The organism is Bradyrhizobium sp. Leo114 (genome assembly GCF_055229415.2).
Genome location: NZ_JBUYEN020000001.1, coordinates 296,107 through 322,427 on the forward strand (window position 1 = coordinate 296,107; position 26,321 = coordinate 322,427).

24 protein-coding genes and 1 pseudogene are annotated in these 26,321 nt (G+C 60.6%); 18 read left to right on the top strand and 7 right to left on the bottom strand.

Annotated elements, in window-relative coordinates; genetic code table 11:
- Positions 1 to 6 precede the first annotated feature (6 nt).
- A complete protein-coding gene (locus ACZIRK_RS01330; RefSeq protein ID WP_474417423.1) occupies positions 7 to 1,509 on the bottom strand; it encodes a UbiD family decarboxylase in 1,503 nt (500 codons plus the stop codon).
- Between the two features lie 155 nt (positions 1,510 to 1,664).
- Here ACZIRK_RS01330 and ubiT point away from each other — a divergent pair, with 155 nt between their 5' ends.
- The 4 genes from ubiT to ACZIRK_RS01350 are packed head-to-tail and all read left to right on the top strand — an operon-like array spanning position 1,665 to position 4,519.
- Entirely contained in the window at positions 1,665 to 2,162 is a 498-nt protein-coding gene (gene ubiT / locus ACZIRK_RS01335; RefSeq protein ID WP_474417424.1) for a ubiquinone anaerobic biosynthesis accessory factor UbiT, read from the top strand.
- 2 nt (positions 2,163 to 2,164) lie between these two features.
- Positions 2,165 to 3,142: a ubiquinone anaerobic biosynthesis protein UbiU gene (gene ubiU, locus ACZIRK_RS01340; protein WP_474417425.1), complete on the top strand. Its 978-nt coding sequence runs from the start codon at positions 2,165 to 2,167 to the stop codon at positions 3,140 to 3,142.
- A gap of 57 nt (positions 3,143 to 3,199) precedes the next feature.
- Positions 3,200 to 4,147: a ubiquinone anaerobic biosynthesis protein UbiV gene (gene ubiV / locus ACZIRK_RS01345; RefSeq protein ID WP_474417426.1), complete on the top strand. Its 948-nt coding sequence runs from the start codon at positions 3,200 to 3,202 to the stop codon at positions 4,145 to 4,147.
- Between the two features lie 18 nt (positions 4,148 to 4,165).
- Positions 4,166 to 4,519 carry a hypothetical protein gene (locus tag ACZIRK_RS01350; RefSeq protein ID WP_130576525.1) on the top strand — a complete coding sequence of 118 codons (354 nt, stop codon included), beginning with the start codon at positions 4,166 to 4,168 and terminating at the stop codon, positions 4,517 to 4,519.
- Positions 4,520 to 4,569: 50 nt separating this feature from the next.
- On the opposite strand, the gene ACZIRK_RS01355 is transcribed toward ACZIRK_RS01350, so the two are convergent.
- Positions 4,570 to 5,271, bottom strand: a complete 702-nt coding sequence (locus ACZIRK_RS01355; protein ID WP_130223759.1) for a Crp/Fnr family transcriptional regulator — start codon at positions 5,269 to 5,271, stop codon at positions 4,570 to 4,572.
- Positions 5,272 to 5,479: 208 nt separating this feature from the next.
- Here ACZIRK_RS01355 and ACZIRK_RS01360 point away from each other — a divergent pair, with 208 nt between their 5' ends.
- The 7 genes from ACZIRK_RS01360 to ACZIRK_RS01390 all read left to right on the top strand — a co-directional run bounded on the left by ACZIRK_RS01360 (position 5,480) and on the right by ACZIRK_RS01390 (position 11,173).
- Positions 5,480 to 6,130: an alternative oxidase gene (locus ACZIRK_RS01360; protein WP_130223757.1), complete on the top strand. Its 651-nt coding sequence runs from the start codon at positions 5,480 to 5,482 to the stop codon at positions 6,128 to 6,130.
- A 46-nt stretch (positions 6,131 to 6,176) separates the two neighbouring features.
- The gene (locus tag ACZIRK_RS01365) at positions 6,177 to 6,572 is read left to right on the top strand and encodes a putative zinc-binding protein (RefSeq protein WP_130223891.1); all 396 of its coding nucleotides are present in this window, start codon (positions 6,177 to 6,179) and stop codon (positions 6,570 to 6,572) included.
- Between the two features lie 9 nt (positions 6,573 to 6,581).
- Positions 6,582 to 6,896: a hypothetical protein gene (locus tag ACZIRK_RS01370; protein WP_474417427.1), complete on the top strand. Its 315-nt coding sequence runs from the start codon at positions 6,582 to 6,584 to the stop codon at positions 6,894 to 6,896.
- A gap of 174 nt (positions 6,897 to 7,070) precedes the next feature.
- Positions 7,071 to 7,997 carry a lactate/malate family dehydrogenase gene (locus tag ACZIRK_RS01375; RefSeq protein ID WP_474417428.1) on the top strand — a complete coding sequence of 309 codons (927 nt, stop codon included), beginning with the start codon at positions 7,071 to 7,073 and terminating at the stop codon, positions 7,995 to 7,997.
- 180 nt (positions 7,998 to 8,177) lie between these two features.
- Entirely contained in the window at positions 8,178 to 9,524 is a 1,347-nt protein-coding gene (locus ACZIRK_RS01380; protein ID WP_474417429.1) for a cytochrome-c peroxidase, read from the top strand.
- 154 nt (positions 9,525 to 9,678) lie between these two features.
- The gene (locus tag ACZIRK_RS01385) at positions 9,679 to 10,347 is read left to right on the top strand and encodes an ABC transporter ATP-binding protein (protein ID WP_474417440.1); all 669 of its coding nucleotides are present in this window, start codon (positions 9,679 to 9,681) and stop codon (positions 10,345 to 10,347) included.
- Entirely contained in the window at positions 10,337 to 11,173 is an 837-nt protein-coding gene (locus ACZIRK_RS01390) for an ABC transporter permease (RefSeq protein ID WP_474417430.1), read from the top strand. Before ACZIRK_RS01385 ends, ACZIRK_RS01390 begins: the two co-directional genes overlap by 11 nt.
- 82 nt (positions 11,174 to 11,255) lie before the next feature.
- On the opposite strand, the gene ACZIRK_RS01395 is transcribed toward ACZIRK_RS01390, so the two are convergent.
- On the bottom strand, positions 11,256 to 11,612 hold the full coding sequence (locus tag ACZIRK_RS01395) for a hypothetical protein (RefSeq protein ID WP_080663782.1): 357 nt from the start codon (positions 11,610 to 11,612) through the stop codon (positions 11,256 to 11,258).
- A gap of 623 nt (positions 11,613 to 12,235) precedes the next feature.
- A complete protein-coding gene (locus tag ACZIRK_RS01400; RefSeq protein WP_474417431.1) occupies positions 12,236 to 13,564 on the bottom strand; it encodes a glycosyltransferase family 4 protein in 1,329 nt (442 codons plus the stop codon).
- 903 nt (positions 13,565 to 14,467) lie between these two features.
- Here ACZIRK_RS01400 and ACZIRK_RS01405 point away from each other — a divergent pair.
- Positions 14,468 to 15,340, top strand: a complete 873-nt coding sequence (locus ACZIRK_RS01405) for a hypothetical protein (protein ID WP_208820590.1) — start codon at positions 14,468 to 14,470, stop codon at positions 15,338 to 15,340.
- 149 nt (positions 15,341 to 15,489) lie between these two features.
- Here the strand turns inward: ACZIRK_RS01405 and ACZIRK_RS01410 are convergent, their stop codons facing one another.
- Positions 15,490 to 15,804, bottom strand: coding sequence for a hypothetical protein (locus ACZIRK_RS01410; protein WP_474417442.1), 315 nt, complete (start codon positions 15,802 to 15,804; stop codon positions 15,490 to 15,492).
- A gap of 30 nt (positions 15,805 to 15,834) precedes the next feature.
- Here ACZIRK_RS01410 and ACZIRK_RS01415 point away from each other — a divergent pair.
- Positions 15,835 to 16,749: pseudogene (locus ACZIRK_RS01415) on the top strand (glycosyltransferase family 2 protein); the annotation flags it as partial.
- Between the two features lie 207 nt (positions 16,750 to 16,956).
- On the opposite strand, the gene ACZIRK_RS01420 reads toward ACZIRK_RS01415, so the two are convergent.
- Complete coding sequence (locus ACZIRK_RS01420) at positions 16,957 to 17,184, bottom strand: hypothetical protein (protein ID WP_474417443.1); 228 nt, start codon at positions 17,182 to 17,184, stop codon at positions 16,957 to 16,959.
- A 33-nt stretch (positions 17,185 to 17,217) separates the two neighbouring features.
- Between ACZIRK_RS01420 and ACZIRK_RS01425 the strand changes: the two genes are divergently transcribed.
- Together ACZIRK_RS01425 and ACZIRK_RS01430 are read left to right on the top strand one after the other, a co-directional pair.
- Complete coding sequence (locus ACZIRK_RS01425) at positions 17,218 to 17,862, top strand: hypothetical protein (RefSeq protein WP_474417444.1); 645 nt, start codon at positions 17,218 to 17,220, stop codon at positions 17,860 to 17,862.
- A complete protein-coding gene (locus ACZIRK_RS01430; RefSeq protein WP_474417432.1) occupies positions 17,859 to 20,207 on the top strand; it encodes a glycosyltransferase family 2 protein in 2,349 nt (782 codons plus the stop codon). Before ACZIRK_RS01425 ends, ACZIRK_RS01430 begins: the two co-directional genes overlap by 4 nt.
- A gap of 235 nt (positions 20,208 to 20,442) precedes the next feature.
- On the opposite strand, the gene ACZIRK_RS01435 is transcribed toward ACZIRK_RS01430, so the two are convergent.
- A complete protein-coding gene (locus ACZIRK_RS01435) occupies positions 20,443 to 21,417 on the bottom strand; it encodes a Hint domain-containing protein (RefSeq protein WP_474417433.1) in 975 nt (324 codons plus the stop codon).
- Between the two features lie 346 nt (positions 21,418 to 21,763).
- Between ACZIRK_RS01435 and ACZIRK_RS01440 the strand changes: the two genes are divergently transcribed.
- The 3 genes from ACZIRK_RS01440 (at position 21,764) to ACZIRK_RS01450 (ending at position 26,321) form a co-directional block, all read left to right on the top strand.
- Positions 21,764 to 22,351, top strand: a complete 588-nt coding sequence (locus ACZIRK_RS01440) for an AraC-like ligand-binding domain-containing protein (protein ID WP_463326916.1) — start codon at positions 21,764 to 21,766, stop codon at positions 22,349 to 22,351.
- Positions 22,272 to 22,625 carry a helix-turn-helix transcriptional regulator gene (locus ACZIRK_RS01445; protein ID WP_463326917.1) on the top strand — a complete coding sequence of 118 codons (354 nt, stop codon included), beginning with the start codon at positions 22,272 to 22,274 and terminating at the stop codon, positions 22,623 to 22,625. The genes ACZIRK_RS01440 and ACZIRK_RS01445 overlap by 80 nt, the downstream gene beginning before the upstream one ends.
- A 312-nt stretch (positions 22,626 to 22,937) precedes the next feature.
- The gene (locus tag ACZIRK_RS01450) at positions 22,938 to 26,321 is read left to right on the top strand and encodes a tetratricopeptide repeat protein (RefSeq protein WP_463326804.1); all 3,384 of its coding nucleotides are present in this window, start codon (positions 22,938 to 22,940) and stop codon (positions 26,319 to 26,321) included.

Consider the following 26,321-nt stretch of genomic DNA (forward strand, 5'->3'; position numbering starts at 1 on the left):
AAAGGTCTATCCACCCAGACCAAGGTCCGGCCACATAGCGTCGACTCGTGCCGTCACGGCGGGGTCCATGGCCAGCACTTCACCCCAGGCCCTCTCGGTCTCCGGCTGCATCTTTGTCGTCGCATCGATGCCGAGTTTGCCGCCAAGACCGGGCTTTGGCGAGGCGAAATCGAGGTAATCGATCGGGGTATCGGCAAGCGTGACGAGATCGCGTGAACTGTCGCTTCGCGTCGCGACCGCCCACATCACCGCTCGCCAGTCGCGGATATCGATATCGCCGTCGACGACGATGAGAAACTTGGTGTAGGTGAGCTGGGGCAACATCGACCATAGCCCGAGCATCAGGCGCCGCGCCTGCCCTGGATAACGCTTGGAGATCGCGACAACCGCGATCCGGTAAGAACACGCCTCCGGCGGCAGCCAGAGGTCGATGACTTCCGGAAACTGCTGCTGCACCAGCGGCAGGAACAGATGATTGAGCGCCTCGCCGATGCGCGATGGCTCATCCGGCGGACGTCCGGTGAAGGTCGAGAGATAGACCGGGCTGCGCCGCCGCGTCAGCGCCGTCACGCGGAACACCGGAAACTCCTCGACGGAGTTGTAATAACCGGTGTGGTCGCCATAAGGACCCTCGGGCGCCGTTTCCGTCGCGGACACATAACCTTCGATGACAATTTCGGCCGTGGCGGGCACCGAGAGCGGAACGGTGATGCAGCGGACCAGATCCAGCCGCTGCCCGCGCAGCATGCCGGCCAACCGCAGTTCGGAAATGGCTTCCGGCGCAGGTAAGACTGCAGCCAGGATGGTCGCAGGATCGGCGCCGATGACGACGGCGACCGGCATGTCCCGGTCAAGCTTTTTCCACTGATCGTGATGACGGGCACCGCCGCGATGCGGCAGCCAGCGCATGATGGCGCTGTCGCGGCCCAGCACCTGCATCCGGTAGACGCCCATGTTGTCCTGGCCCGAAGCGGCTGGCTCGGGCGGCGCAGTCATGACCAGCGGCCACGTGATCAGGGGCGCCGGCTCTCCGGGCCAGCAGACCTGGGTCGGCAGAATGCCGAGGTCTATGGCGTCGCCGGTTGCGATACATTCCTGCACCGGCGCCGCTGAAATCGTGCGCGGCCGGGTCGCCAGCGCGGCCCGTGCAAGGGGAAGCTTGCGCCAGGCATCGATCAGGTTCTGCGGCGGTCGCGGCGCGCGCAGTTCGGCCATCAGTTCGCCAAGCTCTCTCAGCCGGTCGGGCCGCACGCCAAATCCCCAGGCCACCCGTTCGATCGTACCGAAGAGATTGGTCAGCAGCGGTATATCCGAAGGAGCCCCATCCGCCCTGATCGGCCGCTCGAACAAAAGGGCCGGTCCTTCCTGGCGAAGAACGCGACGATGAATTTCCGTGATGTCGTGCACCACCGAGACCTTCTCGCGAATGCGTCGCAATTGCCCCTTACTCTCGAGAAAAACCAGAAAGTCGTGCATTTCCTGAAAATGCGGCACGTCGCGGCGCAGCAAGAGGCTTCTCCTTAAGACACAGAGACTCCTATGCAGCAAAATTCCAGGTCTTCTTTGTTCTTGCGCAAACAATGCCCGGGATCATCGCTCTATTCTGACACGATGAATTTTTCGAAAGTGCCCCGACTGCGCCGTCACCGTTGCCGGTGCCTCCATTGCTGGCGCTTGCTGTGCGCCCGTTGCCGCTGCTGCCGCTTCAGACCGTACTCACGGTCGTGCTGCTTCGCATTTGCAGGGAACATCCGAGGATCTTCGACAGGCTGGGCGAGCATGCCCGAAAACGATTTGGCATCAAGCCGACCGATCTGCCCTTTGGCTTTCTGCTCGAGCCCGCCCCTTCCCGCCCGCGCCTGTCGGTGGTGCGCAACCTGCCGGATGATGTTGATGCTCGGATTTCCAGTCCGTTGGCCGGGTTATTTGGTCTGGTCGAAGGCCACCTTGACGGCGATGCATTGCTGTTTTCCCGCGACCTTGTGGTGGAAGGCGATGTCGAGGCGGTGCTCGCGCTTCGCAACGCGATTGATGACGCGCAACTCGACCCGATGGCGGAGATCGCCAGCATATTCGGACCACTGGCCGAACCGTTGAAACGCACGTTGCAGATTGCTCGAACGGTGGCCAGCGCCTCAAATCGATCGCACAAAGGGATTTGACGATGGAGCTGATCTGTCCCGCGGGCACACCAGCCGCATTGAAGACCGCGATCGATGCCGGAGCCGATGCGATCTATTGCGGCTTCAACGACGAGACCAATGCACGAAACTTTCCAGGCCTGAATTTCAGCCGCGACGAGCTCCGCGATGCGATCGCCCTTGCCCATCGCCGCGGCGTGAAAATTCTGGTCGCCATCAACACGTTCCCGCGCGCGGGCGCCGTCAGTCTCTGGCATCGGGCGATAGACGACGCCGTCGCGGCCAAGGCCGACGCGCTGATCCTGGCCGATGTCGGCCTGCTGGAATATGCAGCGCGCCGCCATCCTGGCCAACGCCTGCACGTCTCGGTGCAGGCAGCCGCCGCCAACGCGGATGCCATCGGCTTTTACACCGAGACATTCGGCGCCCGCCGCGTCGTCTTGCCCCGCGTTCTGAGCGTAGCGGAAATCGCCGGCATCGTCCGCGAGACGACCTGTGAGACGGAAGTGTTCGTCTTCGGCGGCCTTTGCGTGATGGCCGAAGGCCGTTGCTCGCTGTCATCCTATGCCACCGGCCAATCGCCGAACATGCAGGGCGTATGCTCCCCCGCGAGCCATGTCGCTTATGAACAGGTGGACGGCAGGACGAAGTCGAGCCTCGGCGGATTTACAATCAACAGTTTCGAGATCGGTGAAGCTGCCGGCTATCCGACGCTTTGCAAGGGCCGCTTCACGACTAAACACGGCACCGGTTATATTTTCGAGGATCCCGTGAGCCTCGACGCGGCAACATTGCTTGCCGGTCTGCGCGACGCCGGCGTTACGGCGCTCAAGATCGAAGGGCGCCAGCGCGGCCGGGCCTATGTCGAGGGTGTCGTGCGGCATTTTCGTCAAGCTCTTGACGCGCTGGACTCCGGCCTGCCGATCGATGCCGCGCAACTTGTACCATTCACCGAGGGTCAGGCCACAACTGTGGGTGCCTATCGCAAGACCTGGAGGTAAGTGCCCAGGGCCTCCCTCATTGAACGACTAAAGAAAACCGATCGGAGGAATGGTTTCATGCAGCTCAGCCTCGGCCCAGTTCTTTACAATTGGGCGCCCGAACGCTGGCGCGACTTCTACTTTCGCATTGCGGACGAGGCGCCGGTCAACACCGTCGTGATCGGAGAGATCGTCTGCTCGAAGCGATCGCCCTTCATCGCTCCATATCTGCCTGCGGTCATTGAGCGGCTCCGTGCCGCCGGAAAACAGGTCCTGCTTGGCTCCCTGATCCTGACCTCGTTGCCGCGCGAGCGTCGCCAGATGGCCGAACTCGTCAACACGGCAGAGCTCCTGGTCGAGGTGAACGATCTGACCTGTCTCAAGCCACTTGTCGGTCGCCCTCATGCGATCGGTCCGTTCATCAACATCTACAACGAAGCCAGCGCCGCGTTCCACGCCCAACGCGGAGCGACACGAATCTGCCTGCCCCCGGAGCTGCTGCTGTCGTCGATCGCGGCGATTGCGGCCGCACTTCCCAACGTCCTGATCGATATCTTCGCCTTCGGCCGGGTGCCTCTGGCCATCTCTGCCCGCTGCTATCACGCACGCCTTCACAAGCTGACAAAAGACAATTGCCAGTTCGTCTGCGAGCAGGACCCGGATGGACTGATGCTGAAGACGCTCGATGGCGCCGAGTTCCTGACGGTCAACGGCGTTCAGACCCTGTCGTCCACCTGCGCCAACCTACTGGGCGACGCCGAAGCCTTGCGCGAAGCCGGCGTCGGGTCATTCCGCCTCTCGCCACAGGATTGCGACATGGTCGCGGTCATTAGCATCTTCCGCGCGGTCCTTGATGGCCGCGAGGATGTGGAGAGCGGAACGCGACATCTCGCGCAGCTTTATCCGGACGTGCCATTTTCCAACGGGTTTCTCCACGGAAGAGCCGGCTTTCTCTCCGTTGCACCCGATGCCCGGTCCGGCCAGCCACACCAATTCCGCGAACCGATTAAACCGCACATGCTCTAGCAACCTTTGGGGCCTCATATGGCGATTGCAGCACGGCGCCTACCGCAGGACGGAACCATCGATGTCGTCAACCGGCTGCGGCATGTTCTCACGCAGGTCAACCTGGACTGTACGTGTCAGGATTCTCTGGCTGGGGCCCTCGATCGATTTGCGACGCTTGAAAAACGCCGCTTCTCCCGGCGGCAGCTTGTCCAGGCACGCGACTGCAGAAATCAAATCGCTGCCTTTCTATCGCTTCTATCCGAGCTTGACGCGCTTACCGAGAGCGAACCCGACCGAACCGTGTTCAGAGAGATGGAGCTTGTATTTTCCGAAATCGTCGATTGCGCCTTCGCCGGGGTCTTGGCATTGCGGCAAATCGCGACGGAGTAGGTAGTCACGCGCCGCAATGGGACCCGCTGGTTTCGGACTCGGAGCCCGAACTATTCTTCCTCCTCGTCTGCGATGGCCACGAGAGCATGCGGCTTGCACAGGACCACGCGGCACCGCCCGCAACTGACGATGCCCCGCTCCTCCCAGGCGCTGAGCGTCCTGCTGACGGTATGCAGGGTGGTTCCGACCATTTCGGCGAGGTCACGACGGGATAGCGGAAAGGCGATCTCGATGCCGCGCGCAGTTCGGCGACCCGACTGATGCGCCAGGCGAAGAAGGGTATGACCAATCCGACGCTCGACCCGTTCGGTCGACAATTCACGCAGACGGATCTGCATCTCGTGATACCGGCGCCCCAACAACGTGAGGGCGTTGATGGCAACAACGGGATAACGCTCCATGATCTGTCTGACGATGGCACTCGTCCAGCCGATCAGATGGCTATCGTCCACCGCGGTCACCGTGCCGGGATGGGTATCACTGCCCACAAGTGCCGCATAGCCTGCGACCTCTCCCGGACCAATATAGCGGATGATAATCTGCTGACCGTCTTGGGCCATCTGCGACGCCCGCAACCGGCCCGCGATCACGACACAAAGGGACGTCGTGCGGTCGCCCTGTTGAAACAGGATGTCGCCGGCTGCGAGCCGCCTTCGTCCCGCTGACGCCTGAAGGAATCGGAGCGCTTCCGGAGGAGTCCCCTGAAACAGTTCGGTCCGGGCGAAAAGATCGAGGTCCGGAGAGTAATCCATGCCGCCGACTTCATGCTACACATCTGGCGGTGTACCTCCGCTGTCACATAGTAGTGTGGGGCAATGCCCTCCAATTTGAGCCAGCGCAAATAGTTGGATCGATTATTCCCGATAATGCCAAGGCTTGTCCTACAAGAGGAAAGCCCCTGCCCGCCGACCCAGAGACGGGGCGACTGATGCCGAGGCGTGCCCCAACACGGGATCGAAAATGCTGCTCGTCAACAAGACGGATCTGTTTCGACATCACATGCCAGACACTCTGGCTGACCGGATTGCGCTGGGCATCGTGCGCGCGGGCGCATCGATGGCCGGCGCCCTCTTTGGCGGTCGATACGGCCATCGTGTCGTTGTGCTCGAGACCGTGGCCGCGGTCCCGCCGATGGTCGCCGCAACGTTGCTGCATCTCAAATGCCTGCGCCTAATGCTCGACGATCGCGGCTGGATCCGGACCTTCATGGACGAGGCGGAGAACCAGCGCGTTCATCTGATGTCGTTTATTGCGCTGGCTCAGCCTCGCGCCTGGGAACGTATCCTGATCGCCATCGCGCAAGCGGCATTCTACAATGCTTTTTTCATTCTCTACTTGATATCCGCCCGGACAGCCCATCGCCTGGCCGGATATTTCGCCGAGCAAGCGGTCCGGGGTTACTCGGAATACCTCATTCGGCTCGGATCTGATGATCGCAGCAGCGACGCGGCACCCGCATCGGCCATCGCGTATTGGAATCTACCGCCGGATTCGGATGTCACTGACATGATCCTCGCCATGCGCGAGGATGAGGCCATCCACCGCGACCTGCACCATGCCTTCGCCGACGCGCTGGCGGCAGGTCAGGCATTTCCACGCGGCAACGCCTGAGGCGATTTTTCTGGCTCAATTGGTGACCTGCGACAAGGAACGGAAAATGGCGCGACGAACCGATCTGCCCCTGGTCTATTCCTGCTCTGGCTGTTCAAGCGCCGCTCAGCTGGCGAACCATCTCGCGATCCGACTGGATCGAACCGGGAAAGCGGAAATGTCCTGCATCGCGGGGGTCGGAGGCGACGTTCCTTCGCTTGTACGAGTTGCGACCTCGGGGCGGCCAATCGTCGCGATCGATGGCTGCGCGCTCAAATGTGTTCAGAGTTGCCTGGCGCGACACGGTGTCCAAGCAGCAAGTCACTACGATCTCACGCAGTTCGGCGTAAAGAAACGATTCAGGATGGACTTTGATCCTGCTCAAGCTGACGAGCTATTCGAACGCATCGCCGACGCTCTGTCAGAGAGATTCACCGAAATGGTCGTCGAGAATCGTACATAGTTCCAGGCCATGCACGATCCGTCATCGACGGCATCCGGCCGTATACCCAGCGGCTCTGGAGCGAGCTTCCACCTGCTTCCAAGCGGCGCCTCGCGCGTCGATCCGCTTTGCATCGGCATCGAGACCGGCGCCGATTGTGCGATCGTCAATCGCGACGGCGCTCCGTCCCGGCGGCTATTCGCCGTGGGTCCACTCGCCCGCGCCGCCTTCCGGGAGATCATTGCGATTCCCGATATCCGCACTCAATGCTCCACGCTGGCCGCCCTGCTTGCCGCCCAAGACGAGGAACGGCAGTTCGAGCGTATCGGCGCGCAATCGCCTTAGCTGGTGAATTCATCCGCACGACGGACTGTCGTCTGCCACACGCGTCAGCACTTTCGAATAAGCACGACGCTTGCGCTGAAGCGCCGGTGCATTCGCTTTATCGCTCAGCACGCTGCTACTATACTGACGTGGCGGAAGGGCGTGTGTCCGATACCTGCGCTGGAGCAATAGAGCATGCGAAAAGTCGGAATTGTCGGGGCTGGCGCGGTCGGCGCCGCCTGCGCAATGGCGCTGGGTCTTCGGCGCAGTGCGGACGAAGTCGTCCTCGTGAACAGGACACCGGCGAGGAGCGTCGGGATCGCCACGGATATTACGTATGGAGCGGCGATGGGGGACGTGACCGCCGTTCGAAGCGGCGACATCGCGGATCTGACCGGTTGTTCGGTCGTTCTCCTCACTGCCGGCGTCAACGAAAAGGCCGGAGGCGCAACCGATCGGAGCGACAAGGAAGGCCGGCTGAAGCTCCTCACCGCCAATGCCAAGATTTACCGGGAACTCGTTCCCGCCATCGTCGCTGCTGCGCAGGACGCGGTGATCATCGTCGTGACCGATCCACCTGACCCGCTCACCGATATCGCCCGCACTGCTGCCGGGCATGAGCGCGTGTTTGGCACCGGGACGTTCCTTGACAGCCTGCGCTTCCGGACGCATCTCGCCCGTCACTTCGGCGTTGCTCCGACCGCCGTAGATGCCTTGGTGCTTGGCGAACATGGCACTTCAAGCGCCTTTCTCTGGTCCTCCGCGCGAATTGGCGGCAGTCCGGTCGAAGCACTTCTCGATCGGCCGGCGGAGACGAAAGAGCAGATTGAACGGGATGTCCGGCAGGCCAACATCACGATCATCGAGGGCATCGGTGCCAGCCAGTACGGGATCGGAATCGTATCCGCGCGGATCGCCGAGGCGGTTCTGCGGGATGAGAAGGTTATGCTTCCGGTATCGAGTCCCCAAAAAGCATTTGGGGTCAGCCTCTCCCTGCCCTCGGTGATCGGAGCAGCCGGCGTCGAGCGCGTTCTCACGCCGCAGATGAGCCAGCAGGAAGAGGCAGCGCTACACGCAAGCGCCCGGCGCATCGCGGACGCGTCCACTCGTTTGAAGCAGTAGGACGATCGCTTCCAGCCGCGCGTTCGTTCGGACAAACCTGCGTGCGGATCGGAAATACAGGCCACCGCCACACGTTTACCGCAATAGCGGTGCCTTGCGAATGCCGAAGGGACGGCCGACCGCCCGCAAGGTCGTGCCTCGCCTCCTCGCGAGGACGAAGTTGTCCTGAATCCACCTTCTTTGGAATATCTGCTCAGCGCAACGGCAAAGGCATATCGGATGCGCGCCACGTCATTCGCGGCCTTGTTACTCCTGTTGCCTACTCTGTCGGCGACTGCGGCTTCGACCGTCAGCGAAGATACCAGCTTCGGACCACCGCCGGCGCTGGAGCCAGGCAAGGCGCCCCCACTGCCCCAACCGGGGCCGCTGGCGGAGCCCCGCTCGTCAAATCAGGTCGGCTTTCCCGCGGCGCTGACGGCATCGGCTATCCCACCAGCCAGCCCGCTTACGCCTGACGCGGTTGCGTTGGGCGAGAAACTGTTCTTCGACGGGCGGCTGTCGGATGACGGCACCGTCGCCTGCGCTACATGTCATGATCCGGCACGCGCCTTCACAGATGGGCGGCCTGTATCGATCGGGATCCATGGCCGCGCCGGTCAACGCAATGCGCCAACGATTCTGAATGCGCTCTATAACAAGACGCAGTTTTGGGATGGCCGGGTTGATACGCTGGAGCAGCAGGCGGCCCTGCCGGTCACCAACCCGTTCGAGATGGGTTCGTCCAGTATCTCCGCTGCCGTATCCCGGATCGCCGGCGATAAGGACTATCAGGTGCAGTTCATGCGGGCCTTCGGCCGGGACGTGAACGAACAGGATATGCTGCGCGCAATCGCGACCTATGAACGGACATTGGCGTCTTTCGATTCTCCCTTCGACCACTTCATCACCGGAGACGCCGGCGCGATCAGTGACTCTGCCAAACGCGGCTGGGAATTGTTCAATACCAAAGCCCGCTGTAACCTCTGCCACGCCTTGGCGGACGATAAACGCGATGTGACTGTTTTCACCGATAACGATTTTCATAACATCGGCATCGGAATCCTCCGGCACCGCGTTGGCCCCCTGGCGCAGCAGGCGGAACGCGAGCTTGCACAAGGACGCCTGCCGGATGTCGACACCGCCGCGATCGCGAGCGATATGTCTGTCCTTGGGCGTTTTCTGATCACGAAACGGCAGAACGACATCGCCGCATTCAAGACACCTGACTTGCGCAATATCCTGGTGACGGGACCTTACTTCCACGACGGATCGATGCAAACGTTGTGGGACGTCGTCGATCACTACAACAAGGGTGACGGCCTCACCGATCCCTGGCTCGACGAAGACATCCAGCCGTTGGCCATGACGGAGGCAGAGATTGATGATCTGGTCGCATTTCTTGCTTCACTGACAAGTTCTCCCTACAAGGAGGCCGGCGACCACGAGTACGCGCGGCAACTCGCGTTATCCAGGGTTGATCGCCCACAGCGGGACACTGCGCGGGCTTTCGGCCCGAAGCCGTCGCAGCCGAAGCCGCCACCATTTTGATGGGATCGCAAGTTTAGCGTACCAGGATTGATCAGCGCATTGTATCGAAAGAGGCCCTGTGACAAACCCTGCCCTATCGAACGATCCCGGCCAGGCGGCAGCGTTCGCGCACGCGCCCGGCCAAGGCGAGAACCGTCCCAAGCCAGGAATCGCGATGCTCGAGACCAGGCATTTGTCGCGGAGCGTCGGACAGCGGCTGCTCGTCAATGATGTCAGTGTGCAGGTCTCGGCTGGTGAGATTCTCGCCGTCGTCGGCGCGAGCGGAGCCGGGAAGTCGTCCTTCCTGCGGCTGCTCAACCGGCTGGACGAACCCACGGCCGGCACGGTTCTGCTGGCGTCCACCGACTACCGGTCAATTGCGCCGCAAGAGTTGCGGCGGCGGGTCGGCATGGTCATGCAGACGGCCTTTCTATTTCCCGGCACAATCGCTGCGAACATCGCTTTCGGACCGCGCCAGCGCGGGGAAGTCATGGCCTCGACGCAGATCGCAACGCTGCTCGAGCGGGTCGGCTTATCCGGATTCGCTGACCGTGACGTCGGCAACCTTTCCGGCGGCGAGGCCCAGCGCGTGGCACTGGCTCGAACGCTGGCAAATGCTCCTGAGGTTCTGCTGCTCGACGAGCCGACCTCCGCGCTCGATGAGACGTCCGTGCGCGGGGTCGAGGAGCTCATTCTCGGTATCATCCGAGAACGACGAATGGCCTGCGTGATCGTCACGCACAACCGTGAGCAGGCCATCCGTCTCGCAGACAGAACCACGATCATGGAAGCAGGCCGACTTGTCGCGATCGGCGCAACCAGGGAGGTGCTGCATGCTGACTGAGCTGGAGAGCAGCATAGGAAGCGACGTTCTGATGGGCCTTGCCCAGGCCGCCGGCGCCATCGCGCTATGCGCAGCCGTGGTGGCGCTTTGCCGGTGGCACGCCGTCCGCGTCGAGCGCGAGGCCGCCGTGTCGATGGCGCGTGGCCTCGTGCAGATGGTTCTCGTTGGGATGGTGCTGGCGGTGTTGCTGCATGGCAACTTGCTGATCGGCACGCTCATCCTGTTGATGATGACGGTCGCCGCGGCATTCACGGCTGCTCGCCGCCTCCAGGGATTGGAAGGCGCGCTGCTGCTGTGCTTCTGGGCAATCACCGCCGGCGCCGGAACCGTGATCGCGGCGATGCTTGCGACCCGGAGTCTTCGGGCCGACATTGCGATCCTCGTCCCTGTCGGCAGCATGATCATCGCCAATGCGATGAATGCATGCGCGCAGGCCGCAGAGCGCTTCCGGGCCGAGATCGTCGCCCATGTCGGACAGATCGAGGCAGGCCTCTCGCTGGGCGCGGAGCCCGCCGTTACGGTTACGCCTTATCTTCAGAGCGCCGTCTATGCGAGCCTTCTGCCTCGACTCGATATGCTGAAGTCTCTCGGTTTGGTGTGGATCCCCGGAGTCATGGCCGGCATGATGGTCTCCGGCGCGAGTCCGGTCTATGCCGCCATCTACCAATTCGTGGTCGTAGCCATGATCCTGGCTGCGTCTGGGATTACTGGTCTCACGGCTACCCTCCTCATGGGGTCACGCGTGTTCACCTCAGCGGCGCAGTTGGCGCTTCGGCCTGCGGAAGCGTCAACGTCGGGCCCGGCGGCGACGCGGGCTCATCCATAAGTCGGACAGGCTCGGTCATCACACGCCCTGCGCAAACCCGTTCGGACTTGTCGGCGCGAGCTGGTCGAACTGCTCGACTAGATCAACTCATGCTGCCAGGCATGAAGCATCGCGGTTTCGGATGACCATCTTGATAATAGGGCCACACCATGGTCCGACCCGAGAGGTTCGGCCCATCTACGACAGCTTCCCTGGGAACGTCGACCCATTCGCCATCGATGCGCACCCGATAGTGACCATCCTTGCTTTCCCAATCGGCGTCATCGACGCGCTTGGCATCTGTGCCGTCACAGCATGGGCCCTTGCCGCTGTGCAGGCTCTCATACCAATGGTTCAACTCGGGGTGCCCAGAATCGTGAGCGCGGGCGGACCCGAATGTAAAAATTGACAGCACGACAGCAAGAATAAGAAGCGCTGGCCGCCTGCAATCCGTACTCATTCCAAGACTAATCCGTGCTGTGATCATATCCGATACCCAACTCCAGTATGCTGGTCGCGAGGCTCGCAAATCACGTGCCACCAGGTCACTGGTGCAGCACTAATTTTGATCTCCGCGATGATTATTTTGCGGGCAGGCTGATCGCATTCAGAGTCTCCTCGTTGCGATCGAAAACTATCGCTGCGCAACGATCGGTGACGAACGTTGCGAGCGCCTCCCTATGCCAGCCACATCATTGTTCTGCTCTTCGTGGAGATATGACCGACGTTGTCTACGTCAATTATATGATTTATCTCATACCATCACGTTGCCGAGAGAAGTCACACTCATCGCGCCTGACTTCGCTGGGTTGTCAGCGGATACGGCGATGTTCGTAGTCGCTCGCGATCGATTGATCGTTCGGGTCCGACATCATCACGCCTGTGTCACCGCGAGAACGAACTTCTCGAAATAGTGTGCCGTCGACGAGCCAAACGTAGCAACATGCCTGCGGCCGCGATCAACCGTTTCGGATGGCCAGCACACACAACGGTCGACGTCGCCATTTTTCGGTGCGTCGGAAAATAGATGTCCTGGATAGAGTCCCGCGTGCCGGGCGGCCTAAGGGCCAGCGCCCTCTTCGCCTACATTCCCAATCCCGCCGCGGCGGACGATTTCCGGGAAGCACGCTTGGTGCTTTGCGGCAAGTCTGACAGCGAGCGTCCCGGCCAAAAGTTCCGTGGCGATGACATCGATGGCAACTTCAGATCGAGAAGGCGACGCATTCGCGGTATGCAGACCTGCTCTGCGTCATAGTGATCGATAACGAAGCGGCGGGCGGCCTGTCTCATTGACGAGAACTTGACGGGTTCCTGCAACGCCTCAATCACGCGCTCGGAAAGTTCATCGACCGCAAAAAAAGGAACCAGCAGCCCGTTCTCGCCGGAACTGATGACCTCGCGCACTGGCGGCGTATCAGACCCAATCACCAGGCAACCGGCGCTCATCGCTTCCAGCGCCGACCAGGACAGCACGAAGGGATAAGTCAAATAGACATGTGCCGATGATACCTGGAGCGCGGAAATGAACGTCTGATATGGGACGCCACCCATGAAATGAACACGTGATAGATCCAACTGATCGCGGACCTCATCGAGGAAGATCGACTTCCAGGTCTTGCCAGCCGGCGGAGGAAGTCCATACGACAATCCATCCCTGCCGATGACGACGATCTGCGCGTTGGGTCGGCGCCTGAGGATTTCGGGGAGAGCACGCATAAAGACGTGATAGCCTCTGAGCGGTTCGAGATTGCGTACGACAAACGTCACTATCTCGTCCGACGATCCCACTTCCCGGCCGTTCGGCAGCATGAGGCGCGTCTGCGGATTCGGTCGCACCCGCGATGTATCAATTCCTTCATGAATCACTTCGATCTTGCTTTGATAATGCGAGGGAAAGGTCGATTGCTGCCAATTGGTAGGCGAGATTCCAAGGTCGCAATCTGCCAGCGCTAGCAATGTCGTCGCATTCTTCAACTGCAGTCCGATATGACCATCCAATCCGGACATCGGAAATTCCGGATCGAATCCGATGTCCCGCCCCTCGGCCCCGTAAAAGAACTCGCAATAGACCAACAATCTTGCCTTGGGGAACATCGTGCGCAGTGGCAGGGTCTCTCCCCATCCCGGATGGCCCAGAATCAAGTCGGGTGCGAAGCCCGACGCAGCCAAGGTCGAAAGACTGTAAAGCACTTGCTCAGCGCGGCGGCACTCAAGGTCGAATCGCCTTGCGAAAGGATGGGTTCCGGAAACATCTGCTTCGGGCAGCATATATTTAATCAACTTAACCGAAGGCATCGGCTGCGCGCTCGATGCACCGACAGCAACGAGCTCGAAGCCGGGTTCGTTAGCCAACGCGGCCGCCAGATTGCGGTACTGTGCCGGGAAGTTATTGTGAACGAATAAAATCTTCATCGACGATGCTGTGGCCTGTCTGCTTCAAGCTGTACGATCAATCTAGAACGAACTGAAGCTTGCGCGTCGTGGTTATAGCAAGAATTTTCTGTAGCGAAGGCATCAATCGCTAATCGCCGAACGATAGTTCGGCATTCGCACTATGTAATGACAAAGTTCCCTATGATTAGAATGCTGCAATTCTGCATCAGCAAAAAGCTTTCGTTCGATCTGACATCTTCCTGCCCCAAAATTCGTCGATTAGTCGCAACTCCATGCAACTTTTGGTTTTGCTTTGGGCATCCAAATGTTGAAACTCAGTGTAGTCTCAGGAATGCAAGGGCAAGCGTGTGGGCAACGCTATGAAATTCAAACGACCTCCTTCCGACTGCCAACCGCAAATCCAGCATCTCGATCTGAGCAGCGCTGAGAACATCGCCGACTCCATCGCACTGCTGAGAGATGAAAACGACAGGCTCCGGCGGATGGTGGCATTATTGAGTGCAGAGACTGAGTATATCCGTCGCTCTCTCTCGTCATCAGTATCCACTCATTGGCGCTCGTCCTCACGCTTGAGGGCACTTCCTTGACTTGCCGTTGCTGACGGAGCAGGTGTCTTGCTGTGGATAACCAGCTTCGCGCTTCGGCAAAGTCGAGTTGGCAGTCACATCATTCTCGCCTCAAGCGTCTTGGATGGCTCTCTCCGCTGCGTTTCGGCGCGCCGGAGCACGTCCGGCTGCAACACCCAAGATTGAAACGCGAAAAGACATGAATTGCGATCTGTGGTTGCATGGGCTGCTTAGCCATTTGCCCGAAGTTTGTTGAGCTCGCGATATCAAACATGTCTAACTTTTGGGCGACGACATATGATATGCTCGCTAACAGAAGTAGATTACAATTGTTACGATTTGTTCGGGGGTGTTGATGAGCGACGCTGAGCAGCAAAAAGTGGTGAACCTCGACCGCGGACTGTTCTTCGTGAATTACAGGAGTGCGGAAGACTCCCTCTCTCCACCTCATGTTACGGTCGCACCGGCGCTGGGCCACGAAAGGCGGATGGAGATCATCCTGCATCCTGACGCGACCGAGCCAACCCTTTGGGAGCCGAATTCCGGCTTGGTTGTCCGAGTCAACACGCCCGGCACTTTGCAGGTCCAAGTCCAGCCCATGCGACTTGGAGGATCGCAAGCCGCCGTGGTTCGCATCGAACCGATCCAATCCGGCCGAGCCCGCGTCGTCACGGCGCAAAGCGAAAGCCTGGGCTTGCATGCCAATGCCACGACGGAAGGCCTGAAGGTGCTTGGCCATGTGGCGGGTCGCGGCGACGTCACTGTCGGACCCAACGCATGGATTGCAGGTCCAACGGCACCGTCCCGCGTGGAAGGGGTGGCCCTGGAATGGCCGGAGAAGCCGGTCGGTCTTGATATCCGCTATGCGGTTCAGTTCGCCAACGGTCAGGCCGGGAGCGGCAGAATGGTCCCGCTCGGCGCCTACGCCGGTACACGCGGGCGGGCCCTGCCCATTACGGGCGTGGTCCTGGAAATGAGCGGCACCGACGAATTGGAGTTCGTCGCGGAGGCAGGGTTCTTGAACGCACCGACCTTGCGCGCAGTCGGCAAACGCGTGGTGCTGTCGGGTCCGACCAATCGCGAACCTCTGGTTGGCATTCGCATTGGCATCGAACGGATTGCAGCCGCGGAACAGGTCGCGGCGCCTGTGAAGCCGCGAAAGCCTGCCGGTTCGGGGCGGGTCCGTGTGTTCCGCAGCCGGCCGCGCCAAGAGAGTCCGGTTACCTGAAGCGATCCGGACACTCAGACTTCGGAGCGCCGGCAAGCGACCGCAATCGGTCAGGGCACGGTTAAATGGTTCTCGGCACCATCATTGGCGCCCCAGCGCTCGTCGGACCTCGCTCACATATCGCGCTCGAGCGCCTGGCGGCGCAGGCGCTAACCGCTCAGGACTTTATCGCAGCATTCAAATATGCGGATCGACGCTGCCGTATTGAACCGCCGCCGGCCGCCCATTGCTTCATTCTCCGCGCGGAGGCGAACTGGAAGCTTGGACGCGGCGAAGCGGCGCTCGCCGACCTCACCGAAGCGCTTCTTGTCGATCCTTCCGACGTCGGCGCCAACCGTCGAATGCTTGCCTGGGCCACTGACGATCGGCGGCGGGTCGCGGCTGCCAGTCTGATAAGCCGTGACGGCAATCCGGCGATCCTGCGAGCTGCCATCGCTGAGCTTCGGCGTGCCGGGAATCGGCATTGGGCCGCCTGTTCGGTGTTTGACAATCATGTGACAGGTTGGATCGCCTGGACCAAGGCGGCCACGATCGAAGCGAGCCTTGCGACCGAAGACGGCACGTTAACGAGCCTTCTCGAGCCCAATTCATTTCATCCCTTGGCCAGCAGGGACGTTCAGGCGACCGCCTTTCTCGTTAGGCGGCCACCATCCAGGACCCCTCAGACGCTGACATTGAAATTCGACGGCGAGATCTTCCAGATCCGGCGGCTCGCCCCCAACCAGTCTCCGCAGGCGCGGGTCCGAGCACACGCGCGTCCCTCCGCTCGGCCAAGGCCTCGCACCTCCGCCCCCACCGTCATCGTTCCTGTCTATCGCGACGTCCAAGCAACGATCGACTGCTTTGAAAGCCTCGTTAAGGCAAGAGCTTCGCGCGCGTCAAGAAAAGAGCCGTTCCGCATTCTAGCCGTCGATGATGCCAGCCCCGAGGTGGAGTTGCGACGCTATCTCCAAGAGCTTGCTGCGGCCAACACGATCGACCTCGTTGTGAACGCGGTAAACCTTGGCTTCGTCGGAGCGATCAATCGTGCGCTGGAGGAGGCGCCGACGGGCGACGTCGTGTTGCTGAACTCCGATACCGTCGTAGCACCCGGCTTTGTTGATCGATTGGCGACGGTGGCGCGTTCGGCACCGAATATCGGGACGGTCACGCCGCTTTCCAATAATGGCGATATCTTTTCGTTCCCGATGCCGAATGACGTCAATCCGATGCCGAGCTATGAGCAAATACTCGAGATCGATCGTATCGCGGGCATTTTCGGCGCCGGCGATGCAATCGACGTCCCAAGCGGCATCGGGTTTTGTCTCTATATCACGCGCGCCTGTCTCGATGCCGTAGGCGGGCTGTCGGAAACGTTTGAGCGCGGCTATCTCGAAGATGTCGATCTCTGCCTTCGCGCGCGCGCCAAGGGCTTTCGCAATGTTTGCGCGCCGTCGGTCTATGTCGGGCATCACGGCTCTAAATCCTTCCAGCACGAGAAGCGAAGCCTGGTGCTTCGCAACCTGGGCGTTCTGGACCAGCGATTCCCAAACCATCGGAACGAATGCCGCGCGTTTGAGAGCGCCGATCCGCTACGACCAGCGCGCGCAGCACTCGAGCGCGCGCTGCCCTGGTCGTCAGAACCGTCCATGCTGATCGTCGGCAATCAACGCTCCTGCGCAGCCATAGCTGAGGAGCGAGCGCGCCACCTCCGGCGGCATGGCGAGCGCGTGCTTCTGCTCTTGCGAGAGCGCGATGTCTTCCATCTCAAGGCCGCGGACGGCACGAGCCCGCAATCGATTCATTTGAGGCTCGGCACGGAAACGGACATCGCCGACGCCGCCGAACTCCTTAGACGGCTGCATGCAAAACGCGTCGACATCGTCGAGCCGAATCCGTTGCCGGAACTGATCGATCTGATGCGGGCACTCAACCTTCCGCTCAATTTCTGGCTGGTGAGAGGAAACCTTGGCGAAGCGGCCGTCTCGCTTCCCGGCGGGACGCCCCTCCTCGTTCCCAGCAAAGCGGCCAAGGCTTTTGCCCAGGCTCGGTGGCCCAAACGCAACATTGTCTTCCAGGATTGGCCAACTCCCTCGCTCGACCTGCCGCCGTTTTCGGGCTCGCGAAAATCGCTTGTCATCGTTCCCTCTGCGCCCTCGCCCGTATCCTTGCGCATCATGCGGAGCCTGGCGGATTGCCTGCATCGGCGGAAACCATCCCGATCGATCGTTATCGCTGGCACGACGTATGACGACGATCGCCTGATGTCGTACCCAAATGTCTTCATAACCGGCGCGGTTGCAGCCGGCGAGCTTGGCGATGTTCTGGCACCGCATGATCCGGGCTGGCTGCTCACCGATTTCGAAGAACCAATATTCGGCCATCCGCTGATTGAGACTGCAAAGCAAGCTTTAAGACCTGTCGCATATCGCGACTGGTCGGGCGGATCGCCCAGCCCGCGCAAAGGCGACCTTGCCCTTCCTGCCAATGTAGACGAGGCAGGACTTGTCGATGCGGTAGTCGATTGGGTCGAACACTCATGAGCATCGCGCGCGTCATCCACACCGCACCGGCGGCCAAACCGAAACTGATCAGCCGGCTCGCGCTCGCTCACGACAGTACTGTGTCGGGCTTCGTGTTCGATCCCGAGGCCCCCGAGCGCCGCTTCACCGTCGATATCCTGCTCGATGGTCTGGTCCTGAGAACGACCTACGCCGATTCCCTCGTCATGGAGCTCTTTGAGCAAGGACTAGACGGCGCTTACGGATTTGCGGTGACGCTCGAACCGAATCTGCTCCAAGCCGCGAGCGTCCTTGAGGCACGCCTCGCCAATCTCGGAACCCCCGTCGGCCATCCTATCGACCTGGAGAATGACAGCGCACTTGTCGATCTTCGACCGACCAGCAAATTGCGCTGGCTCGGTGGTTTGCATTTCGAAGGCTGGATCGACAGCGAAATCGTCGCCACCCTTGAAGCGATCGTCGATGGAGAAACCGTCGCACAGGTCCGCGCGACGGCCTGGACGCACATCGGCGACAACGCCAACGGGCAAGGATCCCGCAACGCCCGCGCTTTCGATTTCCATGTCCCGCAGCGCTTCGCCGACGGACGTGTCCATAGGATTGGATTGCGCAAAGAGGACGGCGAGCAGGTCCCGGCAACGGCAGTCTTTGTCGCGTTTCCCGATGGCCTTGCCAGAATGATTGACGCGATCGGAGGGCACGGCGCCGAGCGCCTCCGCGGCAAATTATACGATCAGCTCATTCCGGCCTCGCTTCCCCTCGCCGACTATGCGAATTGGCGCGATCGCTTCCCGTTGCCAGAACCGCAGACGAGCCGGCTTCAACTGGCTGTCGTCATCGCCGGCACCGACGGAACTCAGCAAACGCTCTCCACCCTGGAAACGCAGAGCCACGAAAACTGGACCGCAGGCGTGATCGACGGTCAGCCGCTTTGCATCGACAGTGACGCCCTCCTGGAGTTTCTCGAAGACGCCGCATCCGATGCGCAACACGTCGTCGTCACCATGGCGGGCATGTCGCTCGAACCGAACGCGCTGGCTCGCATTGCAGCCGCATTCGACGCCTATCCGGATGCTACGGCCGTGTACGGCGATCTTGACTTCCTCGCCGGCGATGGCCGCCTGTGGCCGCTTGCGTTTCCGGCGTTCGACTACGAGAGGATGCTCGAGCAAGGGTATTGTGCGCACCTGTTCGCGGTCCGACGAGAAGCGCTGCTTGCCGGGCTTGAGGCTCGTCCCGACAATCTCTATCGACTTTTCAACTGCCTGCTCGACCATACCGATCCACGACAGGCGAACATCCTGCACTTGCCGGGAGCCTTGGCGACGCTACCGAAATTCAATCGGGTGAATGCCGCCTCTCGGCTTTCCGCCGCGAGCCACATGCATCTGCGCGCGCGCGGCATCGGGGCGGAGGTGAGCCAGCAGCAAGGCAATCTCTTCCCCGCGGTCCGAATCAAACGGCCGATCGCGCACGAGCGGGCGACCGTGATCATCCCGACCCGCGACCGCCTCTCGTTGTTGCGCACCTGCCTTGACAGCATTGCGCCGGCGGTCGAGCGCTGCCGTGCCGATATCCTCGTCGTCGATAATGATAGCGCCGACCCGGAGACGATCGACTATTTCGCAGATCTGCGCCGACGCGGCATCCGGACTTTGCGGATTGAGGGGCCATTCAACTTCGCACGGCTCAACAATCAAGCCGCCACGATGCTCGACAGTGACGTCTTATGTCTGCTCAACAACGATATCGAGGCAAGCTCGGACGACTGGCTTGAGGAGATGCTGACGCGGCTGGCCGAACCGAACGTCGGTGCCGTCGGCGCGCTCTTAACCTGGCCCGCCGGCGTTGTGCAGCATGGCGGCGTCGTCTTGGGAATGAACTTCGCGGCGACCCACGCATACACCGATAGATTTGGCGATGATCCCGGTTTTGTTGATCAGCTACTCGTCGCGCACGAATGCAGTGCGCTAACCGCGGCCTGCCTCGTGACCCGACGAAACGACTATCTTGCCGTCGGCGGAATGGACGAAGCTCGCTTCGCGGTCGCATTCAACGATGTCGACTATTGTCTCCGCCTGCGCCAAACCGGAAAGCGCATTGTCTTCACGCCGCACGCGAAGCTGGTCCACGCCGAATCGGCCAGCCGAGGCAAGGACGATCGGGCGGACCGCCGAGACCGGTTCGAGCGTGAGCTCAGTCTGCTTCGCGCGCGCTGGGGCGAGTTGCTCAATGACGACCCGACCTACAATCCGCAGCTCTCACGCGATGGAATCCCCTATAGCGGCCTGGCTTGGCCCCCGGGACCGCGCGACCCCAGGTTCAACAATCTTCCTCCTGCACGCGACATACCGCCAGGATTTTAGCGGCATCGCAGGCCACAGCATCAGCTCGCCTAGAGCGTGATGACTTTTCTTCGAATCGTCCTCCCGCTCTAGCTCTTTGTTTGAGCGTGATCTTTTTCGGAAAACCGGTCTCCACTTTTCCGGATCACGCTCTAACCGCCGCCCCGACGACGTCGGCGAAAGGATATTGCCCTTTGCACGGACGGGTCGGACGGCGGCCGTCTTGTCTCGATCAACGTTGAGGCTTCAACAAATCCTACGCCACCTCGACGGCAGTTTGGCTGGCGCCGATCGCTTGCACCCGGGCGGCAAGCATAATGCGCGTCCGAACAGGCACCTGACGCTGCGACTTCGCGCGCGGGTATGGCAACTCTCTGACCGATTTACCGTTTGGATAAAGGGCTTCGTGCTCGGCCCAATTGTCGAAATGCAACCGCTCGATGTTGTCGACGAACGTCTCGGCCGGCGTGCTCTCGGCGAAAATCAACGAGTGATCCTCGACCTCCACATGATAATAGGCGAAGGTCGTCGGTACATTGTGCTCACGGACGATGGACGTGCCGTTGACTAGCGCGCTCGCCTGAATCAGAGCACCATCGACGAGGACCGCATGGTCCGGCGAAATCAGGAGATCCCGGGAGGGCACGCCCTCAGCCAGTGCGCCGGCCTTGATGCGGATCGGCAGGACGCGCATCTTGTCGGCGAACCTCGTCGAAACCGTCTGAATGCCGAGCCAGTCGACCGTCGCCACTCCACCATCCTGAGTTAAGACCTGGTCACCGCGCGTCAAAGTCTCGACAGGTACTTCGCCAGCCGGCGTGCCAATCAGAGTACCGGCCATGAAACAGATGGTCGTACTGCCGCTGGTAATGGTCACATCACCGTTATGCCCGTTCAGCTTGCCCGAATACTGGGTGTCGGTCAAAAAAAACGAACGTCCATCGCCGTCCAGAATGATAATCCCGCTGATCGTGTTGCCGTGATCCTGAACGGTCGCTGCGCCAACGAAAGTGTATTTTCCTGTCTCAAGATCACCCAAATCAGCGCCAATCTTCGCGACCTTGATCTTGTCGCCGGCAAAGATCTCACCGCCGTTCGGATCTTTGACCTTCACGCCGCCTGCCACGTAATCCACAAAATCGGTCTTCGGATTGGCATCGTCAATTCGGTAGCTCGCCTTACCGCCGTAGGCCAATGCATAGGCGTAGTGAAACGTCTCGCTAGTCGCCATCGAACCCCTCACCCTGAATGTTATGGATAAGTTAACATTATAAAGACACGTTAGCGTTCCGATAACCTTTGCGCAATCCGGAAAGGGGCCGCTGAGACGGTTCGGCAAAATATTGCGATAATCTGCAAATTCGCTTATCGATCATCACTCATAATATTAGCATTGAAAGATAATTGGGAATGATGATTAGATCGTGCCGGTGGAAGCCAGCCGGTGATCAGGAAGAAGCGCAGACATGGCTCGCCACCTACCATCCCATTTATGTAAGTAATAAAGTCCCCCTCCTCGGCCCCGGAGGATCGCAAGAGATTTGGGCCGGTCGAATCTTTGTGCTTAGCCAGACTAGCTGCGCGCATGCCGAGCTGGTCCGGGGGCAACGGCGGTCTCAGGCCGCGCAGTCGATCACTTCGCCCTCCAAGTCGTGATGGGCGGCTTTGTTGAAATGCATCATCATGGAGGCACGGCGACTGCCCGCGCCGGGGATTTGCTTTTGTTGGACCTTCAGGCGCCGGTTCGGCTCATCCGCGGCACCGATAACGGTCCCAGTGCTGACCTGACGCTCTGGATACCGCGAGCGAGCCTGCCGGCGAAGTTCGCGGATCTGACCGCCAGACATGGCACGCTGGCCAAGGCAGCCGCCCCGGGCGCCTCCGTGGTCTCCGCAGCCTTGCAGGCCATGCTTGCACAGGTCCACCTTGTCACTGCCGCGGAGATGGATGAAATCGCGTCGGGCATTGCGTTGCTGGCGGTACAGATACTGACCTTGGAGGCGAGACGCAATTCAGCCGTTGAGCCTTCGGATTCGCTGCCTCTCGACAGCTTTGTCATCATCAGTCGCTACATTGAGAATCATCTTGCCGCGAAGGGACCTGAGCGCCGACAGTCTGGTCAAGACGTTCGGCCTATCCCGAGCCTCTTTATATCGTCTCTTTGAACCAACTGGCGGTGTTGCATCCTACATCCGCGCACGCCGCCTCGCCCGCGTTCAACAGGAGATCACGGCTGGGGGACTCGGCAACAGACGGATAGCCCCGATCGCCTACCGCTACGGATTTCGTAGCATTCCCGCATTCAATCGGGCCTTTAAGAGCACGTACGGCCAAACGCCCCGCGAGGCGCTCACGGCGAAACGATCAAGCTTACCCTCCCCCGCTGGTTCGTCTCACGCGTTGGGACAACTTGCGCAATGGCTCTTGGACGTTTCGTGACAATCTTGCCGCGATAAATCCGGCCGTTGACAATTCCTCTTTGCGGGACGACGACTGCAGCAATAGCCCGCGCAACCGATGTCGGTTCATCTACGCCAGCGGATAATGAATTGCGTCGCCCTCCACGATTAAGCCGTCTTTTTGAGCTGCTTTTAACAAACGGTCGTTGTTGTTTTAGCCGCCCGATCGTAGGCATGCACCCGTCGTTTAGCTGATTATCTGTCGCTTTTCTGTCATGTTCGATCTTGAAGACCGTTTCGCTTGGCTGATGCGCTCGATCTGTCCAATTCAAACGCTGGAGTCACACCCAGCATGAATGACGGACAGCCGGCAAAAATGCTTATCGAGCAAGGCCGGCGAATTCGAGCGACGGGCGATCGCACAGCTTCACTCGCCGCATTCCTCAGGGCGACGGAGAGCGACCCTTCCAACGTCATTGCAACCGTTGAAAGCGGCTATGATCACCTGCATCTGGCACAGATCCCTCAGGCACGCTCCATGTTCGAGCGCTCGCTCGCGCTGGATCCAGATAACAAGCCGGCCTTGATCGGCCTCGGTCATACCCTGCGACATCTGCGGGAGTTCGAAGGTGCCGCACAATCGTTCCAGCGAGTCCTGCAACTTGAGCCTGGTCATGCCGGTGCCAACGAAGGACTAGGCTATGCACTGAAATCCTTGGGCAGGAACGAGGATGCGCTCGCAGCATTCCAGGCTGCAGCCCGCGCCAATCCGAGAGACATCAGACCACATATTGAAGTTGCACACATGCTGCGCGATCTCGACCGCAACGAGGAGGCCGTCACCGCGCTGCGTGATATAGTCGCGCAAGACCCCAATAACACTGCCCATCTGTTGACGCTTGCGCGTTTGTTGCGGCAAACTGGCGCGGCAGTCGAAGCACTCGACACTTTCCGAAAGCTTGCGGAACTCGATTCCGCCAATCTCGGCTTCAGAATCGAGCTTGGGCATCTTCTTCGTGAAACCGACCTCATCGACGAGGCGCGGGACGTCCTTGAAAAGGTTCTGCAGGAGGCGCCTCTCAATATCAGCGCGCTGAATGCTCTCGGGTGGACGCATCGCAAGGCAAATTCTCTTGAAGCTGCCCAGGTCTGCTTCGAGAAAATTCTTGAGATCGAACCAACCAATGTCGGAGCTTTGCACGCGCTCGGTCTCGTCGAACGGCAGCGCGGCGGCCATGAAAATGCGCTCGTGCTGTTTGCTCGCGCGAAGGAAGTCAGCCCAAAGGCCTTCCATATTCGCCTCGAGGTTTGTCACTGCCTTCAGAACTTGAAACGCTTCGGCGATGCCATCGACGAATTCAGAGAGGTTCTGCGCGAGTGGCCCCGAAGCCGCGAAGCTCATCTTGGCCTCGGTTATGCCATGCGCGCTTCCGGCAAGGTCGAGCAGGCACTGGAGGCGTTCGACGAAGCCGCCCGCGATGATCCCTCCCACCCAAACGGCTTGATCGAAGCGGGACATACTCTGCTCCGTCTTGGTCGACCAGCCGAGGCCGAGCAGCGGTTTCGCGGCGCGCTCGATCGATCACCAGGCAACGCGGCCGCGTTGGTCGGTCTGAGCTATGCCCTCCGCCGCCTTGGGCGCGCCGGCGAGGCGGAAGAAGCTTTACGTCAAGCTCTTCGCCGGGAGCCTGGCAATCACGGTGCGCGTATCGCGCTGGCGCACCTTTTGGAGGCTGGATACCGCCTCGAAGAAGCCGCCGAACTTTTGCTAGAACTCATCTCCAGACAGCCGGAGCATGCCGACGGTCTCGCCGCGCTGGGCAATATCCGTCGGCGTCAGGGCGATCGCGAGCAGGCTTTGGCGTTTTTCCGCCGAGCTTCGAAGGCGGATCCGACGAATATATCTCGCCTGACCGACATCGCAATCGAGCTTCGCGACGTCGGGCGGTTTGAAGACGCCGAAATGCTGCTCGATAAAGTCCTCGCCGTCAGTCGGGCCGATGCCCGGGCATTGCTGCAGCGCGGGCAACTGCTGCGTCGCCAGGAACGCCGATCTGAGGCTCTTGCCGCCTTTTCGGAGTTGCTGAGGCTTGACCCAAACAGTGCGCAGGCGATGGTCGAAGCTGCCGCCGAAGAGCGTGCCCTTGGCCGCCCGAATGTGGCCAGGCAATGGCTGGAAAAGGCATTGGATATCGAAGTCGATCACCTCGACGCGCTGCTTGCTCTGGCCGACATCGCCTTGCAGAGTGACGATGCCGATACGGCGCTTGCGCTGTATCGGCGGGCTGGCAAGTCGCATCCGACAAGCGTCTGGGCTCGGCTGGGGGAAGCGCGCGTCTGCTTTGAGCTTGGCGAGCGCAATGGGGCGTTTCAGGTCGTGACGGCGGCGCGCGAGTGCCTTGGTCCTCACCCTGAAATTGCGGGCGTCGAGGTTGAGTTTCTCAGGCATATGCGCGACTGGACGAGGGCCCAGGAAGTGCTCGATGACGCGCTCGCCGAAGCACCGCGGCCGAATTTCTGGTTATGGTCCCACAAAGTGCAGATTGCAACGATGACCGGCCAGTACGACGCTGCCGCGCGTCTCCTGCAACAGGCGCCCGCATCGGACACGGTCGCTGAGGCCCGCGTGGCCCTGCTCGGCGGACAGCTTGCCGAGGCGCAGTTCCGCTACGAAGAGGCGATTTCGCTTTACCAGCAGTCGATCCGTTTGAATTCCGGAGATGCCTGGTCGCACTTCGAGCTCGCCCGCGCCGCCCTCATGAATCTCGACGTCGATGTCGCCCGTGCCGCGCTCGGCGCCTTCATCCAAGTCAGCCAATCGTCATTGTTGCTGCGCGGCCAGTCGCTCAGCCCATCGCAGAACCATGTCGGCCAGCTGCTCGATGAATTTCTGCTCGATAGTGAGGCTCTGGCGACGCTGCGCCGCATCCGCCTTCGTCCGCCCGATTCGCAATTCGAACCGTTGAGGGAATTGATCAGGCAACACCCGGACTATACGCCCGCAGCGATCATCGCCGCGATCGCGCTGCGCCAGACCGGCCAGTTTCAGCAGGAAACAACTGTCCAAAGCTCGCTGAAACGTACCATTCCCTCTACGATCGCGCAGTTCTGGGATGTTACGCCCCCGGAGGATGTCCGCGACCTAATGAAGTCATGGCAAGAGCTTCATCCGACGTATCAGTGGACATGTTTTGACGACCAGAAGGCGGTTGCGTTCCTGAACGAACATTACGGACGCGAGATCGTGGACGCCTATTTCCGCGCGCCATTCCCTGCACAAAAGGCGGACATCTTTCGTCTGGCATTCCTGGTTGCTCGTGGCGGAATCTATGCCGACGCGGACGATCGTTGCCTGATGCCGGTCGACAGCTTCATTCGGCCCGATGCGACGCTGGTTGTTCATCAGGAAAATTACGGTTCCATCGGCAACAACTTCATCGCGGCAACGCCGGAGCATCCGGTGCTGGCTCGGGCGCTGGAGCTTGCTGCGGCGGCTATACGCCGCGGTGATCGCGACCTCATCTGGCTATCGACCGGTCCCGGACTGTTGACTCGTGCGTTTGCTCAAGAGTGGGCGGCGCAGCGGCCGGTCGGCCTACTCCGAAGAACGCAGGTGATGAACCTCGGAGAGCTGCAGCGCTCGGTCGGAATCCACTGCCCGGTCCGCTACAAGTCGACCGAACTGCACTGGAGCCGATCGGCCTTCGCACAGAAGGCCCTCCGCCGGCGAGGGTAA